Below are 22,663 nucleotides of genomic sequence, written 5' to 3' on the forward strand. Positions count from 1 at the left end.
GCGGTGAGACGCGGTGGGGCCGACGGTCAGCGACCGTCGGCCCCACCCGCCGAATCAGCGGGAAACGTGCCCTGACCTGCCCTTACAGCACCGGCAGGTTCTTCCGCAGCTCGAACGCCGTCACCTCGGACCGGTACTCCTCCCACTCCTGGCGCTTGTTGCGCAGGAAGAAGTCGAAGACGTGCTCGCCGAGCGTCTCGGCGACGAGGTCGCTGCGCTCCATGAGGGTGAGCGCCTCGCCCAGGTTCTGCGGGAGCGGCTCGATGCCCATGGCGCGCCGCTCCGCGTCGGACAGCGCCCACACGTCGTCCTCCGCCCCCGGCGGCAGCTCGTAGCCCTCCTCGACGCCCTTGAGGCCGGCGGCGAGCAGCATGGCGTAGGCCAGGTACGGGTTGGTGCCGGAGTCGAGCGAGCGGACCTCGATGCGCGCCGAGCCCGTCTTGCCGGGCTTGTACATCGGGACGCGGACCAGGGCGGAGCGGTTGTTGTGGCCCCAGCAGATGTACGAGGGGGCCTCGCCGCCGGCGCCGGCGGTGCGCTCGGAGCCGCCCCAGATGCGCTTGTAGGAGTTGACCCACTGGTTGGTGACGGCGGAGATGTCCGCCGCGTGCTTGAGCAGACCGGCGATGAAGGACCGGCCGACCTTGGACAGCTGGTACTCCGCGCCGGACTCGTAGAACGCGTTCCGGTCGCCCTCGAAGAGGGAGAGGTGGGTGTGCATGCCGGAACCGGGGTGCTCGGAGAACGGCTTCGGCATGAAGGTCGCCTGGACGCCCTGCTCCAGCGCCACCTGCTTCATGACGAGGCGGAACGTCATGATGTTGTCGGCGGTCGACAGGGCGTCGGCGTAGCGCAGGTCGATCTCCTGCTGGCCGGGGGCGCCCTCGTGGTGGGAGAACTCGACCGAGATGCCCATCGACTCCAGCATGGTGATCGCCTGGCGGCGGAAGTCCATGCCGATGTTCTGCGGGGTGTGGTCGAAGTAGCCGGAGTTGTCGGCGGGGGTCGGCCGGGAGCCGTCCAGCGGCCGGTCCTTCAGCAGGAAGAACTCGATCTCGGGGTGCGTGTAGAAGGTGAAGCCCAGGTCGGAGGCGCGGGCGAGGGCGCGCTTGAGCACGTACCGCGGGTCCGCGAAGGACGGGGAGCCGTCCGGCATGAGGATGTCGCAGAACATGCGGGCGGTGCCGGGGGCCTCGGCGCGCCAGGGCAGGACCTGGAAGGTGGAGGGGTCCGGCTTGGCGATCATGTCGGACTCGTAGACGCGGGCGAAGCCCTCGATGGCGGAGCCGTCGAAGCCGATCCCCTCGTCGAACGCCTGCTCGAGCTCGGCCGGGGCCACGGCGACGGACTTGAGGAAGCCCAGCACGTCCGTGAACCACAGGCGTACGAACCGGATGTCGCGCTCCTCCAACGTCCGGAGCACGAACTCCTGCTGCTTGTCCATCTTCCGCTTCCCCATCCTTGCTGGTCAGGCCGCCTGTCCCCCGCCCCGCGGGAGGCGGTCGGGCACCTGAGCATCCCACCACAACAGCATTTCATGCGCGTTGCGGACCTTGATCGATGCGGCGACCTCGGCCTGAACGCCTCGCGTACGGCAGGTGTACTGCTCTGCCGCCCATCTTGCCTGCTCGGACTGACATCCGTAATGCCCGGCCCCGCTCCGTCCCCCTCCCCTTTTAATTTGCATCTCAAATGCAAGTTTTACTACGGTGCCGACCGCCGGACGCCGAGCAGGGCCCGGCCCGCGCCCCGAGGAGGCCCCATGCTGTCCGAACAGTCCGCAGCCACCGTCCGCGCCACGCTCCCCGTCGTCGGGGCGGCCATCGGCGAGATCACCGAACGCTTCTACGCCGGCCTGTTCGCCGCCCACCCCGAGCTGCTGCGCGACCTGTTCAACCGCGGCAACCAGGCCGCCGGCACCCAGCGCCAGGCCCTGGCCGGCTCCATAGCCGCCTTCGCCACGCACCTCGTCGAGCACCCGGACACCCGCCCCGACGCGATGCTCACCCGCATCGCCCACAAGCACGCGTCCCTCGGCGTCGCCCCCGAGCAGTACGCGGTCGTCCACCAGCACCTCTTCACCGCCATCGCCGACGTCCTCGGCGAGGCGGTCACCCCCGAGGTCGCGGCCGCCTGGAGCGAGGTCTACTGGCTGATGGCGAACGCGCTGATCGCGATCGAGAAGCGGCTCCACGAGGAGCGAGGGGGCCACACCTGGCGGCCCTGGCAGGTGACGGAACGGGTCCAGGAGACCCCCGACGTCGTCACCTTCCGCCTCCACCCCGTCGACGACGCCCCGGTCCGCGACTTCCGCCCCGGCCAGTACGTCTCCGTCCGCGCCGAACTCCCCGACGGCGCCCGCCAGATCCGCCAGTACAGCCTCTCCGGCGCGCCGGGCACGTCCGTACGCCAGATCAGCGTGAAGCGGGTCTCCAGCGGTACGACGCCGGAGGGCGAGGTCTCCCATCAGCTGCACGCGCGCGTGCGGGAGGGCAGCGTGCTGGACCTGTCGGAGCCGTACGGCGACCTCGTCCTGGACGACGCCCCGGACACGCCCCTCCTGCTGGCCTCGGCCGGCATCGGCGTCACCCCGATGGTCCCGATGCTGGCCCACCTCGCGGCCACCGGCCACCGCGCCCCGGTCACGGTCGTCCACGCCGACCGCTCCCCCGCCACCCACGCCCTGCGCACCGACCAGCAGACGTACGCGGCGGAGCTCCCCGAGGCGACCGTCCACCTCTGGTACGAACAGGACGCCCCCGAGGGCACCCGCACCGGCCTCGCCGACCTCACGAGCGTCCCCGTCCCGCCCGGCACACGCGCGTACCTGTGCGGCCCGCTCCCCTTCATGCGCGCGGCACGGGCGCAGCTGATCGAGAAGGGCGTGTCCCCGGCGGACGTGCACTACGAGGTGTTCGGTCCGGACCTCTGGCTGGCGGGGGCGTAAGCCCTTCGGGGGTGGAGTCAGGCCGGCCGGGGAATCCCCAGCAACAGCGGCCCCGTGGGCTCCGCCACCATGTCCGACACCGTCAGGGGGTCGAGGGACGCGAAGAAGGCCTCCTGGGCCCGGCGCAGCGCGCCGCGGAGGCGGCAGCCGGAGTTCAGGGGGCAGGGGGCCGCGCCGCCCTCGCAGTCCACGACGTCGTCGTCCCCCTCGAAGGCGCGGACGACCGCGCCCACGGACGCCGTGCGGCCCTTGTCGGTCAGTGCGAGGCCGCCGCCCCGGCCGCGGCGGGCCTCCAGCAGGGCCATGTGCTGGAGTTCGGCCACCACCTTGGCCGCGTGGGTGTAGGGGACCTGCATCGCGGCCGCCACGTCACGTGTCGTGGGGGTGGTCCCGCCCGCCACCGCGAGCCGCATGAGCACGCGCAGCGCCAGGTCGGTGGATCGCAAGAGCCGCATGAGAGGAAGGGTAGATAATGGGTATCTGCGCTTCAAATTATCCCCTGATGATCGCCGGGCGTCCCCGTCCCCGCGCCTGCCTTCCCGGCCGCGCCTGTCTTTTCCTGACCGGTCCGGTCCCCTCCTCGCCCGTCCCCTTCTCTTCCTGGCCCGTCCCCGTCTCTTCTTGGCTGTGACCGGCCTACGAGATCCCCCTTCTCCCCATTACGATCAGCGGACCCGCACGACCCGGACCGACCCCAAGGTCCCGAACGTCCCGCACGCCCCACCGTCCGCCCCTTTCCGTGAAGGACAGACCCCATGGGTTCCGCCAAGAACAGCACCAGCGCGGCGCGCAAGGCGCGCATAGAGGAGATGCGGCGAGCCGAGCAGGCGCGTGAGCGGCGCAGCCGCGTCCTCGTCGTCACGGCCGGCGTCGTCGCGGTCGCCGGTCTGGTCGCGGGGACCGTGTTTCTCGTGCAGTCGCAGTCGGACGACGAGTCCTCCACCGACGCCAAGGCGGCCGCCGGGAAGTTCGTCACCGGCTCGGACGGTGTGAAGACGTGGAAGGGGACGCTCGGGCGCACCCACGTCACCAAGACCGTGACGTACCCGGCCGAGCCCCCCGTCGGCGGCGATCACCACCGGGCGTGGATGAACTGCGACGGCGACGTCTACACCAAGGCGTTGAACAACATGAACGCCGTGCACTCGCTGGAGCACGGCGCGGTCTGGGTGACGTACACCAGCAAGGCCCCGAAGGCGGACGTCGAGGCGCTGGCGGCGAAGGTCGAGAAGACGCCGTACACGTTCATGAGCCCGGACGACGAGCAGGCCGACCCGATCATGCTCACCGCGTGGGGGCACCAGCGGACGGTGACCGGCGCGAGCGACCCCAACGTGGACACGTTCCTCGAGAAGTTCGTGCAGGGCGAGCAGACGCCCGAGCGGGGTGCCGCGTGCACGGGCGGTCTGTCGCAGTGAGGTACGCCGGCGTCGCCGTGGCCGTGGCCGGAGTGCTGGTCGCGGCCGGGGCGGTCAGCTACTCCGTCGCCGGGGACAACGGCGCCGACGTCCCGTCCGCCGGCTCGGCGGACGCCGGCTTCGCCCGGGACATGGCGGTGCACCACCAGCAGGCCGTCGAGATGTCGTACATCGTGCGCGACCGCACGACGGACGAGGAAGTGCGGCGGCTGGCCTACGACATCGCGCAGACGCAGGCCAACCAGCGCGGCATGCTGCTGGGCTGGCTGGACCTGTGGGGGCTGCCGAAGGTGTCGTCGGACGAGCCGATGGCCTGGATGGGCATGGGCGGCATGGCCTCCGGTGAGGACGGCGCGCTGATGCCGGGCATGGCCACCGACGCCGAGCTGAAGAAGCTCGGCACGCTCGACGGCAGGCAGGCCGAGGTGTTCTACCTCCAGCTGATGACGGACCATCACCGGGGCGGCGTCCACATGGCGCAGGGCTGTGCCGCCAAGTGCGCGGTCGGGGTGGAGAAGCGGCTCGCGCAGGGCATGGTCGACGGGCAGCAGTCGGAGATCGAGCTCATGACGGACCTGCTCGCGGAGCGCGGCGCGCAGCCGAGGCCGTAGAGCCCGCCTCGTCGGGCGTAAGCCCCGAATCGCCCTGTTCTCCGGCCACTTGGGGTCTTCTTGGTCCGGGCAGGGGTCTTCTTGGTCTCCGTATTCCCCTGACATGGACGGTTCATCGACAGAGTGGCCGGCATCGAGTGATCCGCTCGCGACGAACCATCCCCAGGGGGTCCCATGAGATCCAACCGCGCCGCGCTGCGCGCCGCAGCGAGCATGGCAGCGGCACTGCCCGTGATCGCGGGCGCGCTGGCGCTCGGCATCCCCGCGGCGCACGCCGCGGACGGCCCGGCCCGTGAGGTGCTGGCCGGGACGAGGCCCGCGTGGGCCACGGCCGGGGCGGACCGGGGCGCCGCCCCGGACGGCGCCCGGGTCTCCGCGCGGGTCTACCTCGCCGGCCGGGACGCGGCCGGCCTCGCCCGGTACGCCCGGGCCGTGTCCGACCCGGGGTCGGCGTCGTACGGCAGGTATCTCTCCGCGCGGCAGGCGCGGGCCCGCTTCGGGGCGACCGCCGCGCAGGTGGCCGCGGTCAGGGCGTGGCTGACGTCGGCCGGCATGAAGGTCACGGGCGTCACCCCGCACTACGTCGCCGTCACCGGTGACGTGGCGGCCGCCGAGAAGGCCTTCGGCACCCAGCTGCACGACTACGCCAAGGGCTCGCGGACCTACCGCGCCCCGGCGTCCACGGCGTCCGCGCCGGCCGGCCTGGACGGCGCCGTGCTGACCGTCACGGGGCTGGACGACGCGCCGCACAGGGCGAGCGCCAAGGACCAGCTCCCGCCGCCGGACGCGGTGTTCAGGAACGCCGGGCCGTTCTCGTCGTACTACGGCTCGAACGTCGCGAGCTCGCTGCCGGAGGCGTACGGCACGAGGATCCCGTACGCGGTGCAGGGGTACACCGGCGCGCAGTTGCGCGCCGCCTACGGCGCGGGCGCGTACACGGGGAAGGGGGTGCGCGTGGCCATCACCGACGCGTACGCCTCGCCGACCATCGCCCACGACGCCGCCGCCTACGCGCAGCAGCACGGCGACGCGGCCTGGAGGACGGGGCAGCTCACCCAGGTGCTGCCGAAGAACTACACGAGGACCAAGGAGTGCTCGGCGGCCGGCTGGTACGGCGAGGAGACCCTCGACGTGGAGGCCGTGCACGCGGTCGCGCCCGCCGCGAACGTGACGTACGTCGGCGCCGCCTCCTGCTACGACGACGACCTGCTCGACTCGCTCGGCACGATCGTCGACAACCGTCTCGCCGACATCGTCTCCAACTCCTGGGGCGACATCGAGGCCAACCGGACACCGGACCTCGCGGCCGCCTACGACCAGGTCTTCCAGCTCGGCGCCGTCGAGGGCATCGGCTTCTACTTCTCCTCCGGCGACAACGGCGACGAGGTCGCGAGCACCGGCACCAAGCAGGTCGACGCCCCGGCCGACTCGGCGTGGGTGACGGCGGTCGGCGGCACCTCGCTGGCGGTCGGCAGGGGCGACACGTACCTGTGGGAGACCGGCTGGGGCACCGAGAAGGCCAGCCTGTCGGCCGACGGCACGAGCTGGACCGACTTCCCCGGCGCCTTCACGTCGGGCGCGGGCGGCGGCACCAGCGGGACCGTCGCCGAGCCGTACTACCAGCAGGGTGTCGTCCCGAAGGCCCTCGCGACGGCCAACAGCGCCGCCGGCAACCGCGTCGTCCCGGACATCGCGGCGATCGCCGACCCGAACACCGGTTTCAGGGTCGGCCAGACGCAGACGTTCCCGGACGGCTCGCAGCGGTACGGCGAGTACCGCATCGGCGGCACCTCGCTGGCCGCGCCGGTCGTCGCCGCCGTTCAGGCCCTCGCGCAGCAGGCGCGCGGCGGCACGGCGATCGGCTTCGCCAACCCGGCGATCTACTCCAGGTACGGGACGCGGGTGTACCACGACGTCACCGACGACCCGACGGGCTCCGGCCTCGCGGTCGCACGCGTCGACTACGCCAACGGCCACGACGCGGCGGACGGCCTGCTGACGTCCGTCCGCTCCCTCGGCAAGGACAGCTCGCTGTCGGCCGTGAAGGGCTACGACGACGTCACCGGCGTGGGCACGCCCGCGAACGGCTACGTCGAGTCGTACCGCCGGCGCTGAGCGGCGGCCGAGGGGTGGCGTGGGGTGACCCACACCTCACGCCACCCCATCGCGTCGCTTTGACGATTACACTGGGCCCGTGCCTCAACTTCGCCTCGCCCTGAACCAGATCGACTCGCGCGTCGGCGACCTCGCCGGCAACACGGAAACGATCCTCCGCTGGACCCGGCACTCCGCCGAGCAGGGAGCGCATCTCGTGGCGTTCCCGGAGATGGCGCTGACCGGGTATCCCGTCGAGGACCTCGCCCTGCGCTCGTCCTTCGTCGAGGCCTCCCGCGCGGCCCTGCGCACGCTCGCCGCGCGCCTCGCCGACGAGGGCTTCGGCGAGCTGCCGGTGGTCGTCGGCTACCTGGACCGCTCGGAGACCGCCCAGCCGAAGTACGGCCAGCCGGCCGGCTCCCCGCAGAACGCGGCGGCGGTGCTGTACGGCGGTGAGGTGGTCCTCGCGTTCGCCAAGCACCACCTGCCGAACTACGGCGTGTTCGACGAGTTCCGCTACTTCGTGCCCGGCGACACCATGCCGGTGCTGCGGGTGCACGGGGTCGACGTGGCCCTCGCGATCTGCGAGGACCTCTGGCAGGACGGCGGCCGGGTGCCCGCGGCGCGCTCCGCCGAGGCCGGCCTGCTGCTCTCCATCAACGCCTCCCCCTACGAGCGCGACAAGGACGACACCCGTCTGGAGCTGGTGCGCAAGCGCGCCCAGGAGGCCGGGTGCACCACCGCCTACCTCGCCATGATCGGCGGCCAGGACGAGCTGGTCTTCGACGGCGACTCGATCGTCGTGGACCGCGACGGCGAGGTGGTCGCGCGGGCGCCGCAATTCGCGGAGGGGTGCGTGGTCCTGGACCTCGACCTGCCGGCCGCGTCCGCGAACGCGCCGACGGGTGTCGTCGACGACGGCCTGCGCATCGACCGCGTGGTCCTGTCCGAGGACCCGCTGCCCGCGTACGAGCCGGAGCTGGCCGGCGGGTACGCGGAGCGGCTCGACGACGACGAGGAAATGTACTCGGCGCTGGTGGTGGGCCTGCGGGCGTACGTCGCCAAGAACGGCTTCACGTCGGTGCTGATCGGCCTGTCGGGCGGGATCGACTCGGCCCTGGTGGCGGCGATCGCGTGCGACGCGGTGGGCGCGCGGAACGTGTACGGCGTGTCGATGCCGTCGAAGTACTCGTCGGAGCACTCCAAGGGCGACGCGGCGGAGCTGGCGCGGCGTACCGGGCTGAACTTCCGCACGGTCCCGATCGAGCCGATGTTCGACGCGTACATGGGGTCGCTCGGGCTGACCGGGCTGGCGGAGGAGAACCTCCAGTCGCGGCTGCGGGGCACGCTCCTGATGGCCATCTCGAACCAGGAGGGCCACATCGTCCTCGCCCCCGGCAACAAGTCGGAGCTGGCGGTGGGCTACTCGACGCTGTACGGCGACTCGGTGGGCGCGTACGGGCCGATCAAGGACGTGTACAAGACGTCGATCTTCCGCCTGGCCGAGTGGCGCAACCGGGCGGCGGCCGAGCGGGGCCAGACCCCGCCGATCCCCGAGAACTCGATCACCAAGCCCCCGAGCGCGGAGCTGCGGCCCGGGCAGGTCGACACGGACTCGCTCCCCGACTATCCCGTCCTGGACGCGATCCTCGCCCTGTACGTCGACCGCGACCAGGGCGCCGACGCGATCGTCGCGGCCGGCTACGACCGTGAGCTGGTCCTCAGGACCCTGCGCATGGTGGACACCGCCGAGTACAAGCGGCGCCAGTACCCGCCGGGTACGAAGATCTCGGCGAAGGGCTTCGGCAAGGACCGGCGCCTGCCGATCACCAACGGCTGGCGCGAGTCGGTGTGACCGGCCCCGGGGCTCCGCCCCGGACGCCGGATGCGCCGTACGGGGCGCTGCGCGTGCGCGGGCGCGGGCCCGTCGTGGCCGGTCGTCGCACAGTTCCCCGCGCCCCCGGGCACCGGGGCTCCGCCCCGGACCCCCGGCTGGTGCCCATCCGCCACCGCTCGTGCAGGACCGACGGCGGCAGCCCCCGGGGACGCGACGGGCGGGAGCGGCAGGGGGCGAGGGAAGCCGACGCCCGCGCTCCTCGCCCTCGCCCTGCTCCTAGCGGTGCAACGCCTCCGCCGCCTGCGGGACGTGCGTCGCGACGATCCGCTCCCGGCCGGCGCCCGGGGCGGAAGCCCTGCGCCGGTCCACCGCGTACGCCACGCCCGCGACCGCCAGCCCCAGCACCGCCAGCACCGCGCCGGCCACCGCCGGCGCGGTCAGGCCGAAGCCGGCCGCCAGCGCCAGGCCGCCGATCCAGGCGCCGCCGGCGTTGGCGAGGTTGAAGGCCGCCTGGTTGGCGGAGGACGCCAGGGACGGAGCGGTCGACGCCTTCTCCATCACCATCAGCTGGAGCGGCGAACCGGTGACGAACGCGGCGACGCCCAGCAGGGTCACCGCCACTGCCGCGCTCCACTGCGCGTCCATCAGCAGCGGGAACAGCGCCAGCACCACGACCATCGACGCCAGGCCGCCGAACAGGGTGGGCCGCATCGCGTGGTCGGCGAGGCGGCCGCCCAGCAGGTTGCCGGCCGTCGCGCCGACGCCGAACAGCGCCAGCAGCAGGGTCACGCTGGAGTCGGCGTACCCGGCGGCGTCGGTCAGCATGGGGGTGATGTAGCTGTACGCGGAGAAGAGCGCCCCGAAGCCGGCGACCGTCGTGCCGAGCGCCAGCCACACCGGCAGGGAGCGCAGGGCCGCCAGTTCGCCGCGCAGGCCGACGGCGGGCGCGTGCGTGTGGTCGTGGGGGATCAGGAGCGCCAGGGACGCTATCGCCACCAGCCCGATCGCGCTCACGCCGAGGAAGGTGGCCCGCCAACCCAGGTGCTGGCCCATCAGCGTGGCCGCCGGGACGCCCGCCACGTTGGCGACCGTGAGGCCGAGGAACATCAGCGACACCGAGCGGGCCTTGCGCTCGGGCGCGACCAGGCTGGTGGCGACCACCGCGCCGACGCCGAAGAAGGCGCCGTGCGGCAGACCGCTGAGGAAGCGGGCGGCCAGCAGCCACTCGTGGCCGGGGGCGAACGCCGACAGCGCGTTGCCGGCCACGAACAGCCCCATCAGGGAGATCAGGACCGTGCGGCGGGACAGGCGTGCCGTCACCGCCGCCAGCAGCGGGGCGCCGATGACGACGCCGAGGGCGTACGCGGAGACCTGGTGTCCGGCCGTCGGGATCGAGATGTGCAGGTCGTCCGCGACGTCGGGCAGGAGTCCCATCATCACGAACTCGGTGGTGCCGAGGCCGAAAGCACCCACGGCCAGGGCGAGCAGGGCCAGGGGCATGAGGAAGCCTGTGCCTTTCAGAGAGGGGTTCCGTCGATCATAAGCTCAATATGTTCAAGTACGGAACAAACCCTGCCCGGCCCAGTATTCCGGGAGGTTACGGTGTGGTGACCTTCACACGAGCCGCGACCGGCAAGTGGTCGCTGCCGGTCTCCGGCAGGGTCCAGGAGGTGACCGGCTCCACACCCGTCACCATGATCTGGTCGATGCGCGCCATCGGGAACGACGCCGGCCAGCTGAAGCCGAAGCCGCTGCCCGCCGCGCCCTGCGCCGAGCGCATCTGGGAGGTGACGGCGTTGAGGGAGCGGTCGTTCATCGTGCCGTTGAGGTCGCCGAGCAGGACCTTCCGGCTCAGCGGGTCGGCGGCGATCGCCTCGCCCAGCGCGTCCGCGCTCTTGTCGCGCTGCCGGGCGGTAAACCCGGCCTGGAGCTTGACGCGTACGGACGGCAGGTGGGCGACGTAGAACGCGACCGGCCCCTCCGGCGTCGTGACCGTCGCCCGCATCGCGCGCACCCAGCCCAGCTTGATGTCGACGTCCGCGACGTCGCTCACCGGGTACTTGCTCCACAGTCCGACGGTGCCCTGCACCGAGTGGTACTCGTACGTCGCCGCCAGCGCCTTCTCGTACACCGGCACCGCCGAGGCGGTCAACTCCTCCAGGGCCAGCACGTCCGCGCCGGACGCGGCCACGTCACGGGCGGTGCCGGACGGATCGGCGTTGTCGGCGTTGACGTTGTGGGTGGCGACCGTGAGGTTGCCGCCGCTGCCGGTCTTGTCGGTGAGCAGGCCGCCGAAGAGGTTCAGCCAGACCACGGCCGGGACGAGCACCGCGATCAGCGCGGTCGCCGACTTGCGCGCCAGCGCGAGCAGGAACAGCAGCGGAATGAACAGGCCGAGCCAGGGCAGGAACGTCTCCGTCAGGCTGCCGAGGTTGCCGAAGCGGTTGGGGATGCGCGAGTGCAGCACCATCACCAGGGAGAGGAGAACGGCGAGCGCCGCCACCACGACACCGCGCCGCCAGATGCGCGGGTCACCGCGCCAGCCCGCGGACAACCGCGTGGCCAGACGTCCGATCAGGCGCCGAATCCGGGCTCCCCGCTGCTCGGGCCCCGAGCCGCCGTTGTCCGTCTCCGTCATGTACGCCTGCTGCGCCATACCGTCGCCTCACTGCCTGCCGTGCACCTCGTTCATCCCCCGCGTGTACGACCCTAGGGGATGATCGGCCTTGGTCCTGCCGCCCCATGACGGCCGTACCTGCACGAGGACGAACGGGCCGGTGTCGCGGGTTCCGGTCGCGCGTCACGAGGACCGCTCTGTGACGAAACGCGCACATCGGGGCCTGCTCCTCCGACGTCGCGTCAGGCCCGGCCGTGCGGAGAACTGACGGGCCGTAGACCGGCCAGCAGGGCGTCGACCATCAGCTCCGAGAGGCCCTCGGCGAGGTCGGCGTCGGGCTGGAGGACGGCCCGGACGAGCATGGGGCCGACGAAGATGTCGTACATCAGCTCGCGGTCGAGGTCGGTGCGCAGTTCGCCGTTCTCCTGGCCGCGGCGCAGGACGTCGAGACCGACCCTGCGGCGGGGGCCGACGACCGTGTTCTGGTAGACGGTCCAGATCTTGGGGAAGCTCTTCATCTGCGCGCGGACGTTGTACAGGATCGCCGAGGACCGGTTGGCCAGTCCGCGCCGGCGCAGCGACTCCAGCAGCACGATCAGGTCGTCGCGCAGGGAGGTGCCGGGGAGTTCGAGGTCCTCCGGTTCGGCGGCCCGCAGGACGTCGACGAAGAGTTCCTCCTTGCCGCTCCAGCGGCGGTAGATGGTCGCCTTGCCGACGCCGGCGGTCCGGGCGATCCGCTCGATGGACACCTCACCGAGCGGAACCCCCTCCTCCAGCAGTTTCATCGTCCCCTCGATGATGGCCCGCTCCACCGCCTCACTGCGGGGCCGCCCCCGTCCGGGCTGTTCCACACCGGTGCCGCTGTCCGCGAGGCTCACGTCCGTCCGTCCCTTCTTCGCACTGGGGAGATTGTCGCTCAGGGGGCGGCCACAGGCCGGTTCCGGCGGCTTCTACGGCTTGGCCCCCGTCAACTCCCCGTCCCGCTCCGCCTCCTGAGACTCCTTCGGCCTGCCGGGCAGGAAGAGGCCCACGGTCACCGCGCCCAGGACCGCCACCCCGGCACCCCACACCGCGGTGACGTGCATGGCGTGCAGGAACGCCGCGTTGGCCGGGTCGACCAGCGCCTCGCCCCGGGGACCGAGCTTCGCCGCGACGCCCAGGGTCGCCTCGATGGACTCCCCCGCCGTCTCGCGCAGTCCGGCCGGCAGCGTGCCGAGTTCGTCCTCGATGCCGCCCCGGTACGACGCCGACAGCACGGAGCCGAGGACGGCGATGCCGAGCGCGCCGCCGACCTGGCGGAAGGTGTTGCTGAGCGCGGAGGCGGAGCCGGCCTTCTCCCGGGGCAGGGCCTGCATGATGACCACGCTGGTCGGGGTCATGATGTGGGCCATTCCGGCGCCCATGCAGAAGAAGACGACCTCCAGCAGCCAGATCGGGGTGTCCTCGTCGAGCGTGGCGAACGCCACCAGTGTCGCCGCGATGACGAGCATGGCGGTCGTCGTCGTGGCCTTGATGCCGAAGCGGTCGACGACGAGCCGGGCCCGCGGCGCGAAGATCATCTGGGCGGCGGCCAGCGGCAGCATCAGCAGACCGGTCTGGAGCGGCGAGTAGCCGCGCACGCTCTGGGTGTAGAAGACCGAGAAGAAGGTCACCCCCATCAGCGCGAAGAAGACCAGCGCGATGACGGCGATCGCGGCCGAGAACACCTTGTTGTTGAAGTAGGTGACGTCGATGGACGGATGGTCGCTGCGCTTCTCGAAGACGACGAACGCGACGAGGACGACGAGACCCGCGGCGATCGTCGCCAGCACGGTCGGGTCGCCGAAGTCGGCCAGCTCGCCGCCCTTGATGATGCCGTAGACGAGGAGGACCAGGCCGACGACGGACAGGACGACGCCGACCGGGTCGAGCCGGCCGGGGTGCGGGTCGCGGGAGTCGGGCACCAGCCACAGCATCAGCGCGATGGCGACGATCACGATCGGCACGTTGATGAGGAAGACCGAGCCCCACCAGAAATGGTCCAGGAGGATGCCGCCGGTGATGGGGCCGATGGCGATGGCGAGCCCGACGCCACCCGCCCAGATCCCGATCGCCTTGGGCTGTTCCTCGCGCTCGAAGACGTTCATCAGGACGGCGAGGGTCGCGGGCATCACGAACGCGGCACCGAGGGCCATCAGCGCGCGGAAGGCGATGAGCTGGGCGGGCGAGCCGGACTCGGCGGCGAGCGCGGAGCCGACGCCGAAGACGGCGAGGCCGCCGAGCAGGACCTTCTTGCGGCCGACGCGGTCGCCGAGGAGACCGGCGGAGAACAGCAGGCCGGCGAAGACGAGCGTGTAGGAGTTGATCGCCCACTCCAGCTCGCTCTGGGTGGCGCCCAGGCCGGTGGGGGCGGGGGTGGAGATGGTCTTGATCGCGACGTTCAGGATCGAGTTGTCGAGGACGACGATCAGCAGGCTCAGCATCAGCACGCCGAGGATCGCCCAGCGGCGCCGGTGCACCGCTTCGGGTATGCGGTGGGCCGGGGGGCCCGGGTCGGCAGGAGTGGTCATGTCACCGACCCTAGGCTGATTTCGATACGAGACGGTCTCGTATCGGAATTCTTTCGGGTCCCTTTCAGGTCTCTTTACCGGCGCCTTACCCGGCCGGGCGGCCGTAAGCGCCTCGAGCTCAACGGGGGGCGCGCGGTGAGGCATCGGCCACACCGGGGGCACTCTGGCCCTCCCTGGCACGAGGTGCCACCATGGAGGTGGTCCGGGGACGCCGTGAGGGCGCCTCGAGATGACGTGAGGAGCCGTTGCAATGACGCAGCTTTCGGCTGCCCAGACGAAGGCCTCCGACGGCAGCAAGGCGCTGTACGGAGGCAAGGGCACACGCCGTATCACCGTCCGCGACATCGCCGTCGCCAAGGAGCGCGGCGAGAAGTGGCCCATGCTCACCGCCTACGACGCGATGACCGCGTCCGTCTTCGACGAGGCCGGGATCCCGGTGATCCTCGTCGGCGACTCCGCGGGCAACTGCCATCTGGGGTACGAGACGACCGTACCCGTCACCCTCGACGAGATGACCATGCTGTCGGCGGCGGTCGTACGGGGCACCCAGCGCGCCCTGATCGTCGGCGACCTGCCCTTCGGCTCGTACCAGGAGGGTCCCGTGCAGGCGCTGCGCAGCGCGACCCGGCTGGTAAAGGAGGCCGGGGTCGGGGCCGTGAAGCTGGAGGGCGGCGAGCGCTCCCACCGGCAGATCGAGCTGCTGGTGGAGTCCGGCATCCCGGTCATGGCGCACATCGGGCTCACCCCGCAGTCCGTGAACGCCATGGGCTACCGCGTGCAGGGCCGCGGCGAGGAGGCGGCGGCGCAGCTGCTGAGGGACGCCAAGGCGGTGCAGGACGCGGGCGCGTTCGCGGTCGTGCTGGAGCTGGTTCCGGTGGAGCTGGCGGCCGAGGTGACGCGCGTGCTGCACATCCCGACGGTCGGGATCGGCGCCGGGCCGCAGACGGACGCCCAGGTGCTGGTGTGGACGGACATGCTGGGGCTGACCGGTGGGCGGGTCCCGAAGTTCGTGAAGCAGTACGCCGATCTGCGCGCGGTCATGAGCGGCGCGGCGAAGGCGTTCGCGGAGGACGTCGTCGGCGGGACGTTCCCGCAGGAGGAGCACAGCGTTCACTGAGCCATCTCCGCACCAGGGCAGCCCGTCGATCTTCCCCCGTCGGCGGGCTGCCGCGTTTTCCCACCCCCGCCGCCCTGCCCGTCCCCTCCCGCGCCTGTAGGCGAGCTGTCGGCGCCGGCGGACCCCTGTCGGTGGTCTGTCGGCGGTCTATCGGCGGTCTGTCGGCGGGCACTGACACCGTTCCCGGCATGACGCGAATCGACAACAACCCCGGCGGCGCGGGTCCCGCGGGCCGCGCCGTCACCGTGCGGGGGCTGGTCAAGCACTACGGGGAGACCAAGGCACTGGACGGCGTCGACCTGGACGTGCGGGAGGGCACCGTCATGGGGGTCCTCGGGCCGAACGGCGCCGGCAAGACCACCCTCGTGCGGATCCTGTCCACCCTCCTGGCCCCCGACGCCGGCCGCGCGACCGTCGTCGGCTACGACGTCGTACGGCAGCCCCGGCAGCTGCGCAGGGTGATCGGACTCACGGGCCAGTACGCCTCCGTGGACGAGAAGCTCCCCGGCTGGGAGAACCTGTACCTCATCGGGCGGCTGCTCGACCTGTCCCGCAAGGACGCCCGGGCCCGCGCCGACGGGCTGCTGGAGCGGTTCTCGCTGACGGAGGCGGCCCGGCGGCCGGCGGGGACGTACTCCGGCGGTATGCGGCGGCGGCTCGACCTGGCCGCCTCGATGATCGGGCGGCCGGCGGTGCTGTACCTGGACGAGCCGACCACCGGCCTCGACCCGCGCACCCGCAACGAGGTGTGGGACGAGGTCAAGGCGATGGTCGGGGACGGGGTGACGGTGCTGCTGACCACCCAGTACATGGAGGAGGCCGAGCAGCTCGCCTCCGAGCTGACCGTGGTCGACCGGGGCAAGGTCATCGCCACCGGCGGCATCGAGGAGCTGAAGGCCCGGGTGGGCGGCCGGACGCTGCGGGTGCGGCCCGCCGATCCGGCGCACCTGCGGCCGCTGGCCCGGGCGCTGGACGAACTCGGCATCACCGGGCTCGCCACCACCGTCGTGGACACCGAGCGCGACTCGGTGCTGGTGCCGGTGCTGAGCGACGAGCAGCTGACCGCCGTGCTCGGCGCGGTCACCGCGCGCGGCATCACCCTCTCCTCCGTCACCACCGAACTGCCCAGCCTGGACGAGGTGTTCCTGTCCCTCACCGGCCACCGCGCCAGTGCCCCGCAGGACGCCGTGCCCGCCGACGCCCGCGAGGAGGTCGCCGTATGAGCGCCACCGCCACCGCCACTCCCGCTCCGGCCGGGGTCAAGGCCGCCGATGTGCCCATCCCGCTCCGTGCCCATCTGCGGCACACCGGCGCGCTGGTGCGCCGCAACCTGCTGTGGATCCGGCAGGACCCGGAGTCGATGTTCGACGCCGTCCTGTTCCCGGTGATCTTCGTCCTGCTGTTCGTGTACGTCTTCGGCGGCTCGATCGGGCAGTCGCTGGGCGGCGGTCAGGAGGCGTACGTCCAGTACGTCGTGCCCGGGCTGATGGCCATGATGGGGATGAACATGGCGCAGGGCGTGGGCACCGGCTTCAACCAGGACTTCAACTCCGGTGTCATGGACCGCTTCCGGTCCCTGCCGATCGGGCGCGGCTCCGTGCTGTTCGCCAAGATCGCGGTGGAGTTGATGCGGATGCTGTTCGCGACGGCGGTGCTCATGGTCGTCGCGGTGCTGGTGGGGTTCGACATCACCGACTGGGGCGGGCTGCTGGCCTCCGTCGGGCTGTCCGCGGTGTTCGGATCGGCCCTGATGTGGGTGTTCCTCACGCTCGGCGTGGTGATGAAGAACGCGCAGTCGGTGCAGGCGATGGGTTTTCTGGTGCTGATGCCGCTCCAGTTCGGTTCGTCGATCTTCGCGCCGACGTCCTCGATGCCGGGCTGGCTCCAGAACTTCACCGACTACAACCCGCTGTCCACCCTGGCGGACACCGCGCGCGGGCTGATGATCGGCGGTCCGGTCGCGCACGACCTGTGGGTGACGCTGGCCTGGTCGGTGGGGCTCACGGCGGTGATGGCGCCGGTCGCGATCCACAAGTTCCGTACGAAGAGCTGAGCCCGTGCCGTCACACGAGGGCGGTGGCCTCCTCGTAGGAGAGACTGCCGCCCTCGGCGTACGCGGCCTCGTACGCCTCGTCGCCGAGCGCGGCGCGGGCCCGTGCCTCGGCCAGGTCCCGGGAGTGGCGCTCCAGCCGCGGGGCAACGTGGCGGGGCGGGAGCAGGCGGTCGGAGGCGCCGAGGCAGCGCGCGGCGGCCGAGGCACGGCCGCCGCCGTCGACGCCGGCGAGGGCCATCGCGGCGATGGCCAGGAAGAAGGAGCGCATCGGCGGGGCGATGGCCCGGGACAGCGGGTCGCCGGCCCGTCGAAGGGCCTGGCGTACGGCGGGCAGGGCGTCCTCGTGGCGGCCGTCGACCGCCTCCAGCCAGGCCTCGGCGCCGAGGATGAAGGCGTCGAAGACGACGAAGTGCGCGATGCCGAACTCCTCGCGCAGCAGCCGCAGGTGCTCACGGGCCTCGCCGGTGCGGCCGGTCATGCCGAGCCAGCCGGAGAGGAACAGCCGGGCGGCGGGCATGGCCCCGTTGACCGTGCCGTCCGTACCGGCGATCACCTCGCGCAGGATGCGCTCGCCGCGCTCCTCGTCGCCCGCCTCCAGCAGCGCGCTGCCCAGCCGGGCCCCGAGGAGCGCCAGCTGGGCGCGGGCGCCGAGCCGTTCGGCGTGCGCCATGGCGTCCTCGTAGTCGGCGGCGGCCACGCGGTAGGAGCCCAGCCGTTCATGGGCCTCGGCGCGGGCGGAGAGGGCCTCGGCGGTGCCCCAGGCGTCGCCCAGACGGCGGAAGATCTCCAGGGACTCGTCGGCGTCGCGGGCCGCGTCGCCCGCCCAGTCGGAGCGGTTGCCCAGCAGGTTGGCGCGCAGTTGCAGGCAGGAGGCGAGTTCCCACTCGTAGCCGGGGGTCTCGCGGCAGGTACGGACGTTGGCGTCGATGATGGCGCGGATGCGGCCCATGTCGCCGGAGAGCATCACGGCGTAGAACCAGAACAGGCCGGGAGCACGGCAGGTCTGCGGGAGGCCGGGCCGGTAGGTCTCGGTGATGACGCGCAGCTTGGCCTGGGCCACCGGGTTCTGCCAGGCGTCCAACTCGGTGTCCATGCAGGCGAGGTGGGCCAGGTGGACACCGCGCCGGGCCTCGGCGAGCACCTCGCCGGTCAGCGGCGGCGGTGCGTCGGTGCAGGGCTTCCACACCGGGGCGGCGGGGCGGACGGGCTCGGTGAAGGGGTCGGGGCCGAGGTTCATCACCTCGCCGCACCAGGTACGGGCCTCGATGCGCAGGTCGCGCATCGTCCAGTACCAGACGAGGGAGAGGACGAGGCAGAGCGCCTCCTGTTCGTCGCGCCCGGCGACGGCCCGGCGCAGCGCGGTGCGCAGGTTCTCGTACTCGAGCTGGAACCGGTCGACGGCGGCGCGCTGGCCGGGGCCGCGCAGCAGCGGCTCGGTGGTGCGGGCGAGTTCGCGGTAGTACGTCAGGTGCGCGCGCTCGGCCGAGGGGCGGCCGCCGGACTCGTCGAGGCGTTCGCCCGCGTACTCGGCGACGGTCTCCAGGAGCCGGTAGCGCATCGTGCCGTCGGCGGCGGGGGCGGCCACGACCAGCGACTTGTCGACGAGGGAGCCGAGCGCGTCGAGGGCGGCCGGGCCGCACACGGCCTCGGCGGCGGCGAGGTCGCAGCCGCGGGCGAAGACCGACAGCCGGCCGAGGACCTCGCGCTCGTCCTCGTCGAGCAGGTCCCAGGACCAGTCGACGACGGCACGCAGGGTCTGCTGCCGGGGCAGGACGGTACGGCTGCCGGAGGTGAGGAGGCGGAAGCGGTCGTCGAGCCGGTCCGCGATCTGGCGGGGCGTCAGCATCCGCAGGCGGGCGGCGGCCAGTTCGATGGCGAGGGGCAGGCCGTCCAGGCGGCGGCAGATCTCGGCGCAGGCCTCGGGGTCGTCGGCGACGCGGAAACCGGGCCGGGCGGCGGCGCCCCGGTCGGCGAGCAGCCGCAGCGCGACCGGTTCCGGCAGCGGCTCCACCGGGCGCAGCACCTCGCCGGGCACACCGAGGGGTTCGCGGCTGGTGGCCAGGACCGTCAGGCCGGGGCAGCGCTTCAGCAGCTCCTCGACGAGTCGGGCGGCGGTCTCGACGACGTGCTCGCAGTTGTCGAGGACGATCAGCATGCGGCGCCGGGCGCAGTGCTCGACGAGGCGTTCCACCGGGTCGTCGTGACGCTCGCCGGCGGCCCGCATCTCCTCGGCGCCGGCGCCGTACAGCACGGTCTCACGGGCTCCTACGGCGGTGACGACGGCCTGCGGTACGGCGTCCGGGTCGGCGACGGGCGCCAGCTCGACCAGCCACACGCCGTCCCGGGCGGTGTCCCGTACCGCCTCGGCGGCCTCCTGCGACAGCCGCGTCTTGCCCGCCCCACCGGGTCCGAACAGCGTGACGAGACGGGCGTCGGCGAGATCCCCCCGAATGGCCTCGATCTCCGCCTCCCGACCGACGAAGGAGGTGAGCCGGGCACGGAGGTTCCCGACGGACGGGCCGGCACCGACGGACGCCGGGGCGGAGCGCTCCCGCTCCCCCTCCCCCTCCGGCACCGTCCGCTCCGGCCCCGGCGTCGTTCGTTCCCGCTCCCGGGCCGTCCCTTCCCGCCCCGGCACCATCCGCTCCCGCTCCCGCCCCGGCACCGTCCGCGCCCCGCCCGGGGGCGGCAGTTCGGTCGGGGTCAGTAAGGCGGCGTGGAGGGAGCGGAGTTCCGGGCCGGGGTCGGAGCCCAGGCGGTCGGCCAGCAGGCGGCGTACGTCCTCGTAGGCGGCGAGGGCCTCGGCGGTGCGGCCGGCGTCGCGCAGGGCGCGCAGGCGGAGCGCCTGAAGGGGCTCGTCCAAGGGGTGGGCGTCGCACAGGGCGGTCAGCTCGGGCAGCGACTGCTCGGCGTGGCCGAGGGCCAGGGCGGCGGAGTGGCGGGCGCGCAGTGCGTCGAGGCGGCGGGCCTCCCTGCGGGCGGCCTCGGCCGTACGGTCGGGCAGGTCGGCGAGGGCCGGGCCCTGCCAGAGGGCGAGGGCGTCGTCGAGCAGGACGGCCGCCTTGGCGGGGTCGCCGTCGGCGAGGGCCCGCAGCCCGTCGCCGGTCAGCCGCTCGAAACGGTGCAGGTCGACGGCGTCGGGCGCGGCGGTGAGCCGATAACCGCCCGCCTCCGAGGCCACCGCCTGGGCACCCAGGGTCCGGCGCAGCCGGCCGACGAGCGCCTGGAGGGCGCCCGGCGCGTCGGCGGGCGGGTCCCCGGCCGCCCACACCTCCTCCACCAGCAGCACCGTCGGCACGGTCCGCCCGGCCCGCAACGCCAGCACGGTCAACAGCGCACGCAGCCGCGCCCCGCCGACGGGGACGGGGGTGCCGTCGGAGCGGAGTGCCTGGGTGGTGCCGAGGATGCGGTAGCGCACGGGGTCCATTGTCTCCGGTGGGTCCGGGGCGGGTCACGGGGTTTCCCCGGTGCGGCGGCGGAGCGGATCCGGTCCACGGCCGCCCTCCCCCGCCTCCCGGGAAACCGCCCACCCACCCGGAAACCCCCACCGTCCCAGGAACCGACGACCGACCCCGAGACGTTCTGCCCGTACGACCGGTACGGTCGGGCAGTTCCACGCCCGCACTCAGCTCAGGGAGCCCCATGACGACCGCCCTCACCCGCCGCAGTGACCGGCGCATCAGTCCCGTCTTCGTCGGGATCGTGGCCGTCATGGCGGTCACGGGGTGGGCGACCTGGACGGGGTTCGCCGCGCAGCCCGGTGTGGCCGTGTTCCTGTTCGTGACGGCGGCGTGGATCGTGTCGCTGTGTCTGCACGAGTACGCGCACGCGCGCACCGCCCTGCACAGCGGGGACATCTCCATCGGCGCCAAGGGGTACCTGACGCTCAACCCGCTCAAGTACACGCACGCGCTGCTCAGCATCGTGCTGCCGGTGCTGTTCGTGATCATGGGCGGGATCGGTCTGCCGGGCGGTGCCGTGTTCATCGAGCGCGGCCGGATCCGGGGACGCTGGCGGCACAGTCTGATCTCGGCCGCCGGTCCGCTGACGAACGTGCTGTTCGCCCTCGTGTGCACGGCGCCCTTCTGGCTGGACGCGCTGGACGGCGTGCCCGCCGACTTCCGGTACGCGCTCGCCTTCCTGGCCCTGCTCCAGGTCACGGCGGCGATCCTGAACTTCCTGCCGGTGCCCGGCCTGGACGGCTACGGCGTGATCGAGCCCTGGCTGCCGTACGGCGTGAAGCGGCAGGTGGAGCCGTTCGCGCCGTTCGGGCTGCTGTTCGTGTTCGCCCTGCTGTGGCTGCCGGCGGTCAACGGCGCCTTCTTCGACGTGGTCGACGGGGTACTGCGCGGCCTCGGGATCGGCGACTTCGAGTCCTACTGCGGACACGAGCTGTACCGCTTCTGGACGGGCGCGCCGGAGATCTGCTCGGTCAGCCCGTGACGGACCTGCGGACCTTCTCGCGCTTGACGTAGTACCAGGTCATGTTGGACGACAGGCCCGCCAGCAGCACCCAGACGACGCCCAGCCAGCTGCCTCGGGCGAAGGAGACGACCGCGGCGGCGACGGCGAGCAGGCAGACCACGAGGGTGTAGAGGGCGAGGCGGGGCATGGGGGGCGTTCTCCTGTCGGGGGACACTGCTGGCGCGTCCAGTGTCCCCCATGCGGGACGACGGCTCACACGTCGGTGACGCGCAGCCCCGCGTGTGCCTTGTAGCGGCGGTTCACCGAGATCAGGTTCGCGACCAGCGACTCCACCTGGTGGGCGTTGCGCAGCCGCCCGGCGAAGATGCCCCGCATGCCGGGGATGCGGCCCGCCAGCGCCTGCACGATCTCCACGTCGGCCCGCTCCTCGCCGAGGACCATGACGTCGGTGTCGATCTCGTCGATCTCGGGGTCCTGGAGCAGCACGGCCGACAGGTGGTGGAAGGCGGCGGTGACCCGCGAGTCCGGCAGCAGGGCGGCGGCCTGCTCGGCGGCGCTGCCCTCCTGCGGCTTCAGCGCGTAGGCGCCCTTCTTGTCGAAGCCGAGCGGGTTGACGCAGTCGACGACGAGCTTGCCGGCCAGGTCGTCGCGCAGGGACTCCAGCGTCTTGCCGTGGCCGTCCCACGGTACGGCGACGATCACGATGTCGCTGCGGCGCGCGGTCTCGGCGTTGTCGGCGCCCTCGACACCGTGACCGAGCTCCTCGGCGGCGGCCCGGGCGCGGTCGGCGGCCCGCGAACCGATGATCACCTTCTGGCCGGCCTTGGCGAGCCGGTACGCGAGGCCCTTGCCCTGCGGCCCGGTCCCGCCGAGCACGCCGACGACGAGCCCCGAGACGTCGGGAAGGTCCCACGGGTCCTTGGCGGGGGCCTTCGCGGGGGCGGTCTGTGCGCTGTCGGTAGAGGTCATGGGCCGACTTTACGTGCGCGTCGGCG

18 protein-coding genes are annotated in these 22,663 nt (G+C 72.5%); 9 read left to right on the forward strand and 9 right to left on the reverse strand.

The annotated features are described in order from the left end of the window. Positions 1-82: 82 nt before the first annotated feature. Complete coding sequence (glnA, locus tag ACF1A1_RS02710) at positions 83-1,444, reverse strand: type I glutamate--ammonia ligase (RefSeq protein ID WP_391644686.1); 1,362 nt, start codon at positions 1,442-1,444, stop codon at positions 83-85. A 318-nt stretch (positions 1,445-1,762) separates the two neighbouring features. Between glnA and ACF1A1_RS02715 the strand changes: the two genes are divergently transcribed. After that, a complete protein-coding gene (locus ACF1A1_RS02715; protein WP_391644688.1) occupies positions 1,763-2,947 on the forward strand; it encodes a globin domain-containing protein in 1,185 nt (394 codons plus the stop codon). Between the two features lie 17 nt (positions 2,948-2,964). Here ACF1A1_RS02715 and ACF1A1_RS02720 read toward each other — a convergent pair whose 3' ends face one another. Beyond that, on the reverse strand, positions 2,965-3,402 hold the full coding sequence (locus ACF1A1_RS02720) for an RrF2 family transcriptional regulator (protein ID WP_391644690.1): 438 nt from the start codon (positions 3,400-3,402) through the stop codon (positions 2,965-2,967). A 300-nt stretch (positions 3,403-3,702) separates the two neighbouring features. Between ACF1A1_RS02720 and ACF1A1_RS02725 the strand changes: the two genes are divergently transcribed. The 4 genes from ACF1A1_RS02725 (at position 3,703) to ACF1A1_RS02740 (ending at position 8,925) form a co-directional block, all read left to right on the forward strand. Next, positions 3,703-4,365, forward strand: a complete 663-nt coding sequence (locus tag ACF1A1_RS02725; RefSeq protein WP_391644692.1) for a DUF3105 domain-containing protein — start codon at positions 3,703-3,705, stop codon at positions 4,363-4,365. Continuing rightward, positions 4,362-4,976, forward strand: coding sequence for a DUF305 domain-containing protein (locus ACF1A1_RS02730; protein ID WP_391644694.1), 615 nt, complete (start codon positions 4,362-4,364; stop codon positions 4,974-4,976). The genes ACF1A1_RS02725 and ACF1A1_RS02730 overlap by 4 nt, the downstream gene beginning before the upstream one ends. Before the next feature lie 174 nt (positions 4,977-5,150). Further along, positions 5,151-7,091 carry a protease pro-enzyme activation domain-containing protein gene (locus ACF1A1_RS02735; protein WP_391644696.1) on the forward strand — a complete coding sequence of 647 codons (1,941 nt, stop codon included), beginning with the start codon at positions 5,151-5,153 and terminating at the stop codon, positions 7,089-7,091. Positions 7,092-7,170: 79 nt separating this feature from the next. After that, positions 7,171-8,925, forward strand: coding sequence for an NAD+ synthase (locus ACF1A1_RS02740; protein WP_391644698.1), 1,755 nt, complete (start codon positions 7,171-7,173; stop codon positions 8,923-8,925). A 258-nt stretch (positions 8,926-9,183) separates the two neighbouring features. Here ACF1A1_RS02740 and ACF1A1_RS02745 read toward each other — a convergent pair whose 3' ends face one another. The 4 genes from ACF1A1_RS02745 to ACF1A1_RS02760 form a co-directional block, all read right to left on the reverse strand. Beyond that, positions 9,184-10,407: an MFS transporter gene (locus tag ACF1A1_RS02745; RefSeq protein ID WP_391644700.1), complete on the reverse strand. Its 1,224-nt coding sequence runs from the start codon at positions 10,405-10,407 to the stop codon at positions 9,184-9,186. 97 nt (positions 10,408-10,504) lie between these two features. Next, complete coding sequence (locus ACF1A1_RS02750; protein ID WP_391644702.1) at positions 10,505-11,563, reverse strand: endonuclease/exonuclease/phosphatase family protein; 1,059 nt, start codon at positions 11,561-11,563, stop codon at positions 10,505-10,507. Between the two features lie 203 nt (positions 11,564-11,766). Beyond that, positions 11,767-12,402 (reverse strand): TetR/AcrR family transcriptional regulator, encoded by a 636-nt coding sequence (locus ACF1A1_RS02755; protein ID WP_391644704.1) that lies wholly within the window; start codon positions 12,400-12,402, stop codon positions 11,767-11,769. A 72-nt stretch (positions 12,403-12,474) separates the two neighbouring features. After that, positions 12,475-14,073: an MFS transporter gene (locus ACF1A1_RS02760; RefSeq protein ID WP_391644706.1), complete on the reverse strand. Its 1,599-nt coding sequence runs from the start codon at positions 14,071-14,073 to the stop codon at positions 12,475-12,477. A 250-nt stretch (positions 14,074-14,323) separates the two neighbouring features. Between ACF1A1_RS02760 and panB the strand changes: the two genes are divergently transcribed. The 3 genes from panB (at position 14,324) to ACF1A1_RS02775 (ending at position 17,243) form a co-directional block, all read left to right on the forward strand. Beyond that, complete coding sequence (gene panB, locus ACF1A1_RS02765) at positions 14,324-15,190, forward strand: 3-methyl-2-oxobutanoate hydroxymethyltransferase (RefSeq protein ID WP_391644708.1); 867 nt, start codon at positions 14,324-14,326, stop codon at positions 15,188-15,190. A gap of 188 nt (positions 15,191-15,378) precedes the next feature. Further along, the gene (locus tag ACF1A1_RS02770; protein ID WP_391644710.1) at positions 15,379-16,413 is read left to right on the forward strand and encodes an ATP-binding cassette domain-containing protein; all 1,035 of its coding nucleotides are present in this window, start codon (positions 15,379-15,381) and stop codon (positions 16,411-16,413) included. Next, entirely contained in the window at positions 16,410-17,243 is an 834-nt protein-coding gene (locus ACF1A1_RS02775; protein ID WP_391644712.1) for an ABC transporter permease, read from the forward strand. Before ACF1A1_RS02770 ends, ACF1A1_RS02775 begins: the two co-directional genes overlap by 4 nt. 10 nt (positions 17,244-17,253) lie before the next feature. On the opposite strand, the gene ACF1A1_RS02780 is transcribed toward ACF1A1_RS02775, so the two are convergent. Next, the gene (locus ACF1A1_RS02780) at positions 17,254-20,670 is read right to left on the reverse strand and encodes a BTAD domain-containing putative transcriptional regulator (RefSeq protein ID WP_391644714.1); all 3,417 of its coding nucleotides are present in this window, start codon (positions 20,668-20,670) and stop codon (positions 17,254-17,256) included. A gap of 215 nt (positions 20,671-20,885) precedes the next feature. Between ACF1A1_RS02780 and ACF1A1_RS02785 the strand changes: the two genes are divergently transcribed. Beyond that, on the forward strand, positions 20,886-21,686 hold the full coding sequence (locus ACF1A1_RS02785; protein ID WP_391644716.1) for a site-2 protease family protein: 801 nt from the start codon (positions 20,886-20,888) through the stop codon (positions 21,684-21,686). On the opposite strand, the gene ACF1A1_RS02790 is transcribed toward ACF1A1_RS02785, so the two are convergent. Together ACF1A1_RS02790 and npdG are read right to left on the reverse strand one after the other, a co-directional pair. Further along, positions 21,676-21,855: a hypothetical protein gene (locus ACF1A1_RS02790; protein WP_391644718.1), complete on the reverse strand. Its 180-nt coding sequence runs from the start codon at positions 21,853-21,855 to the stop codon at positions 21,676-21,678. The genes ACF1A1_RS02785 and ACF1A1_RS02790 overlap by 11 nt on opposite strands. Before the next feature lie 65 nt (positions 21,856-21,920). Further along, positions 21,921-22,637, reverse strand: a complete 717-nt coding sequence (gene npdG / locus ACF1A1_RS02795; RefSeq protein ID WP_391644720.1) for an NADPH-dependent F420 reductase — start codon at positions 22,635-22,637, stop codon at positions 21,921-21,923. Positions 22,638-22,663 lie beyond the last annotated feature (26 nt).

The organism is Streptomyces sp. NPDC014995, from assembly GCF_043080745.1.
Lineage (GTDB): Bacteria > Actinomycetota > Actinomycetes > Streptomycetales > Streptomycetaceae > Streptomyces.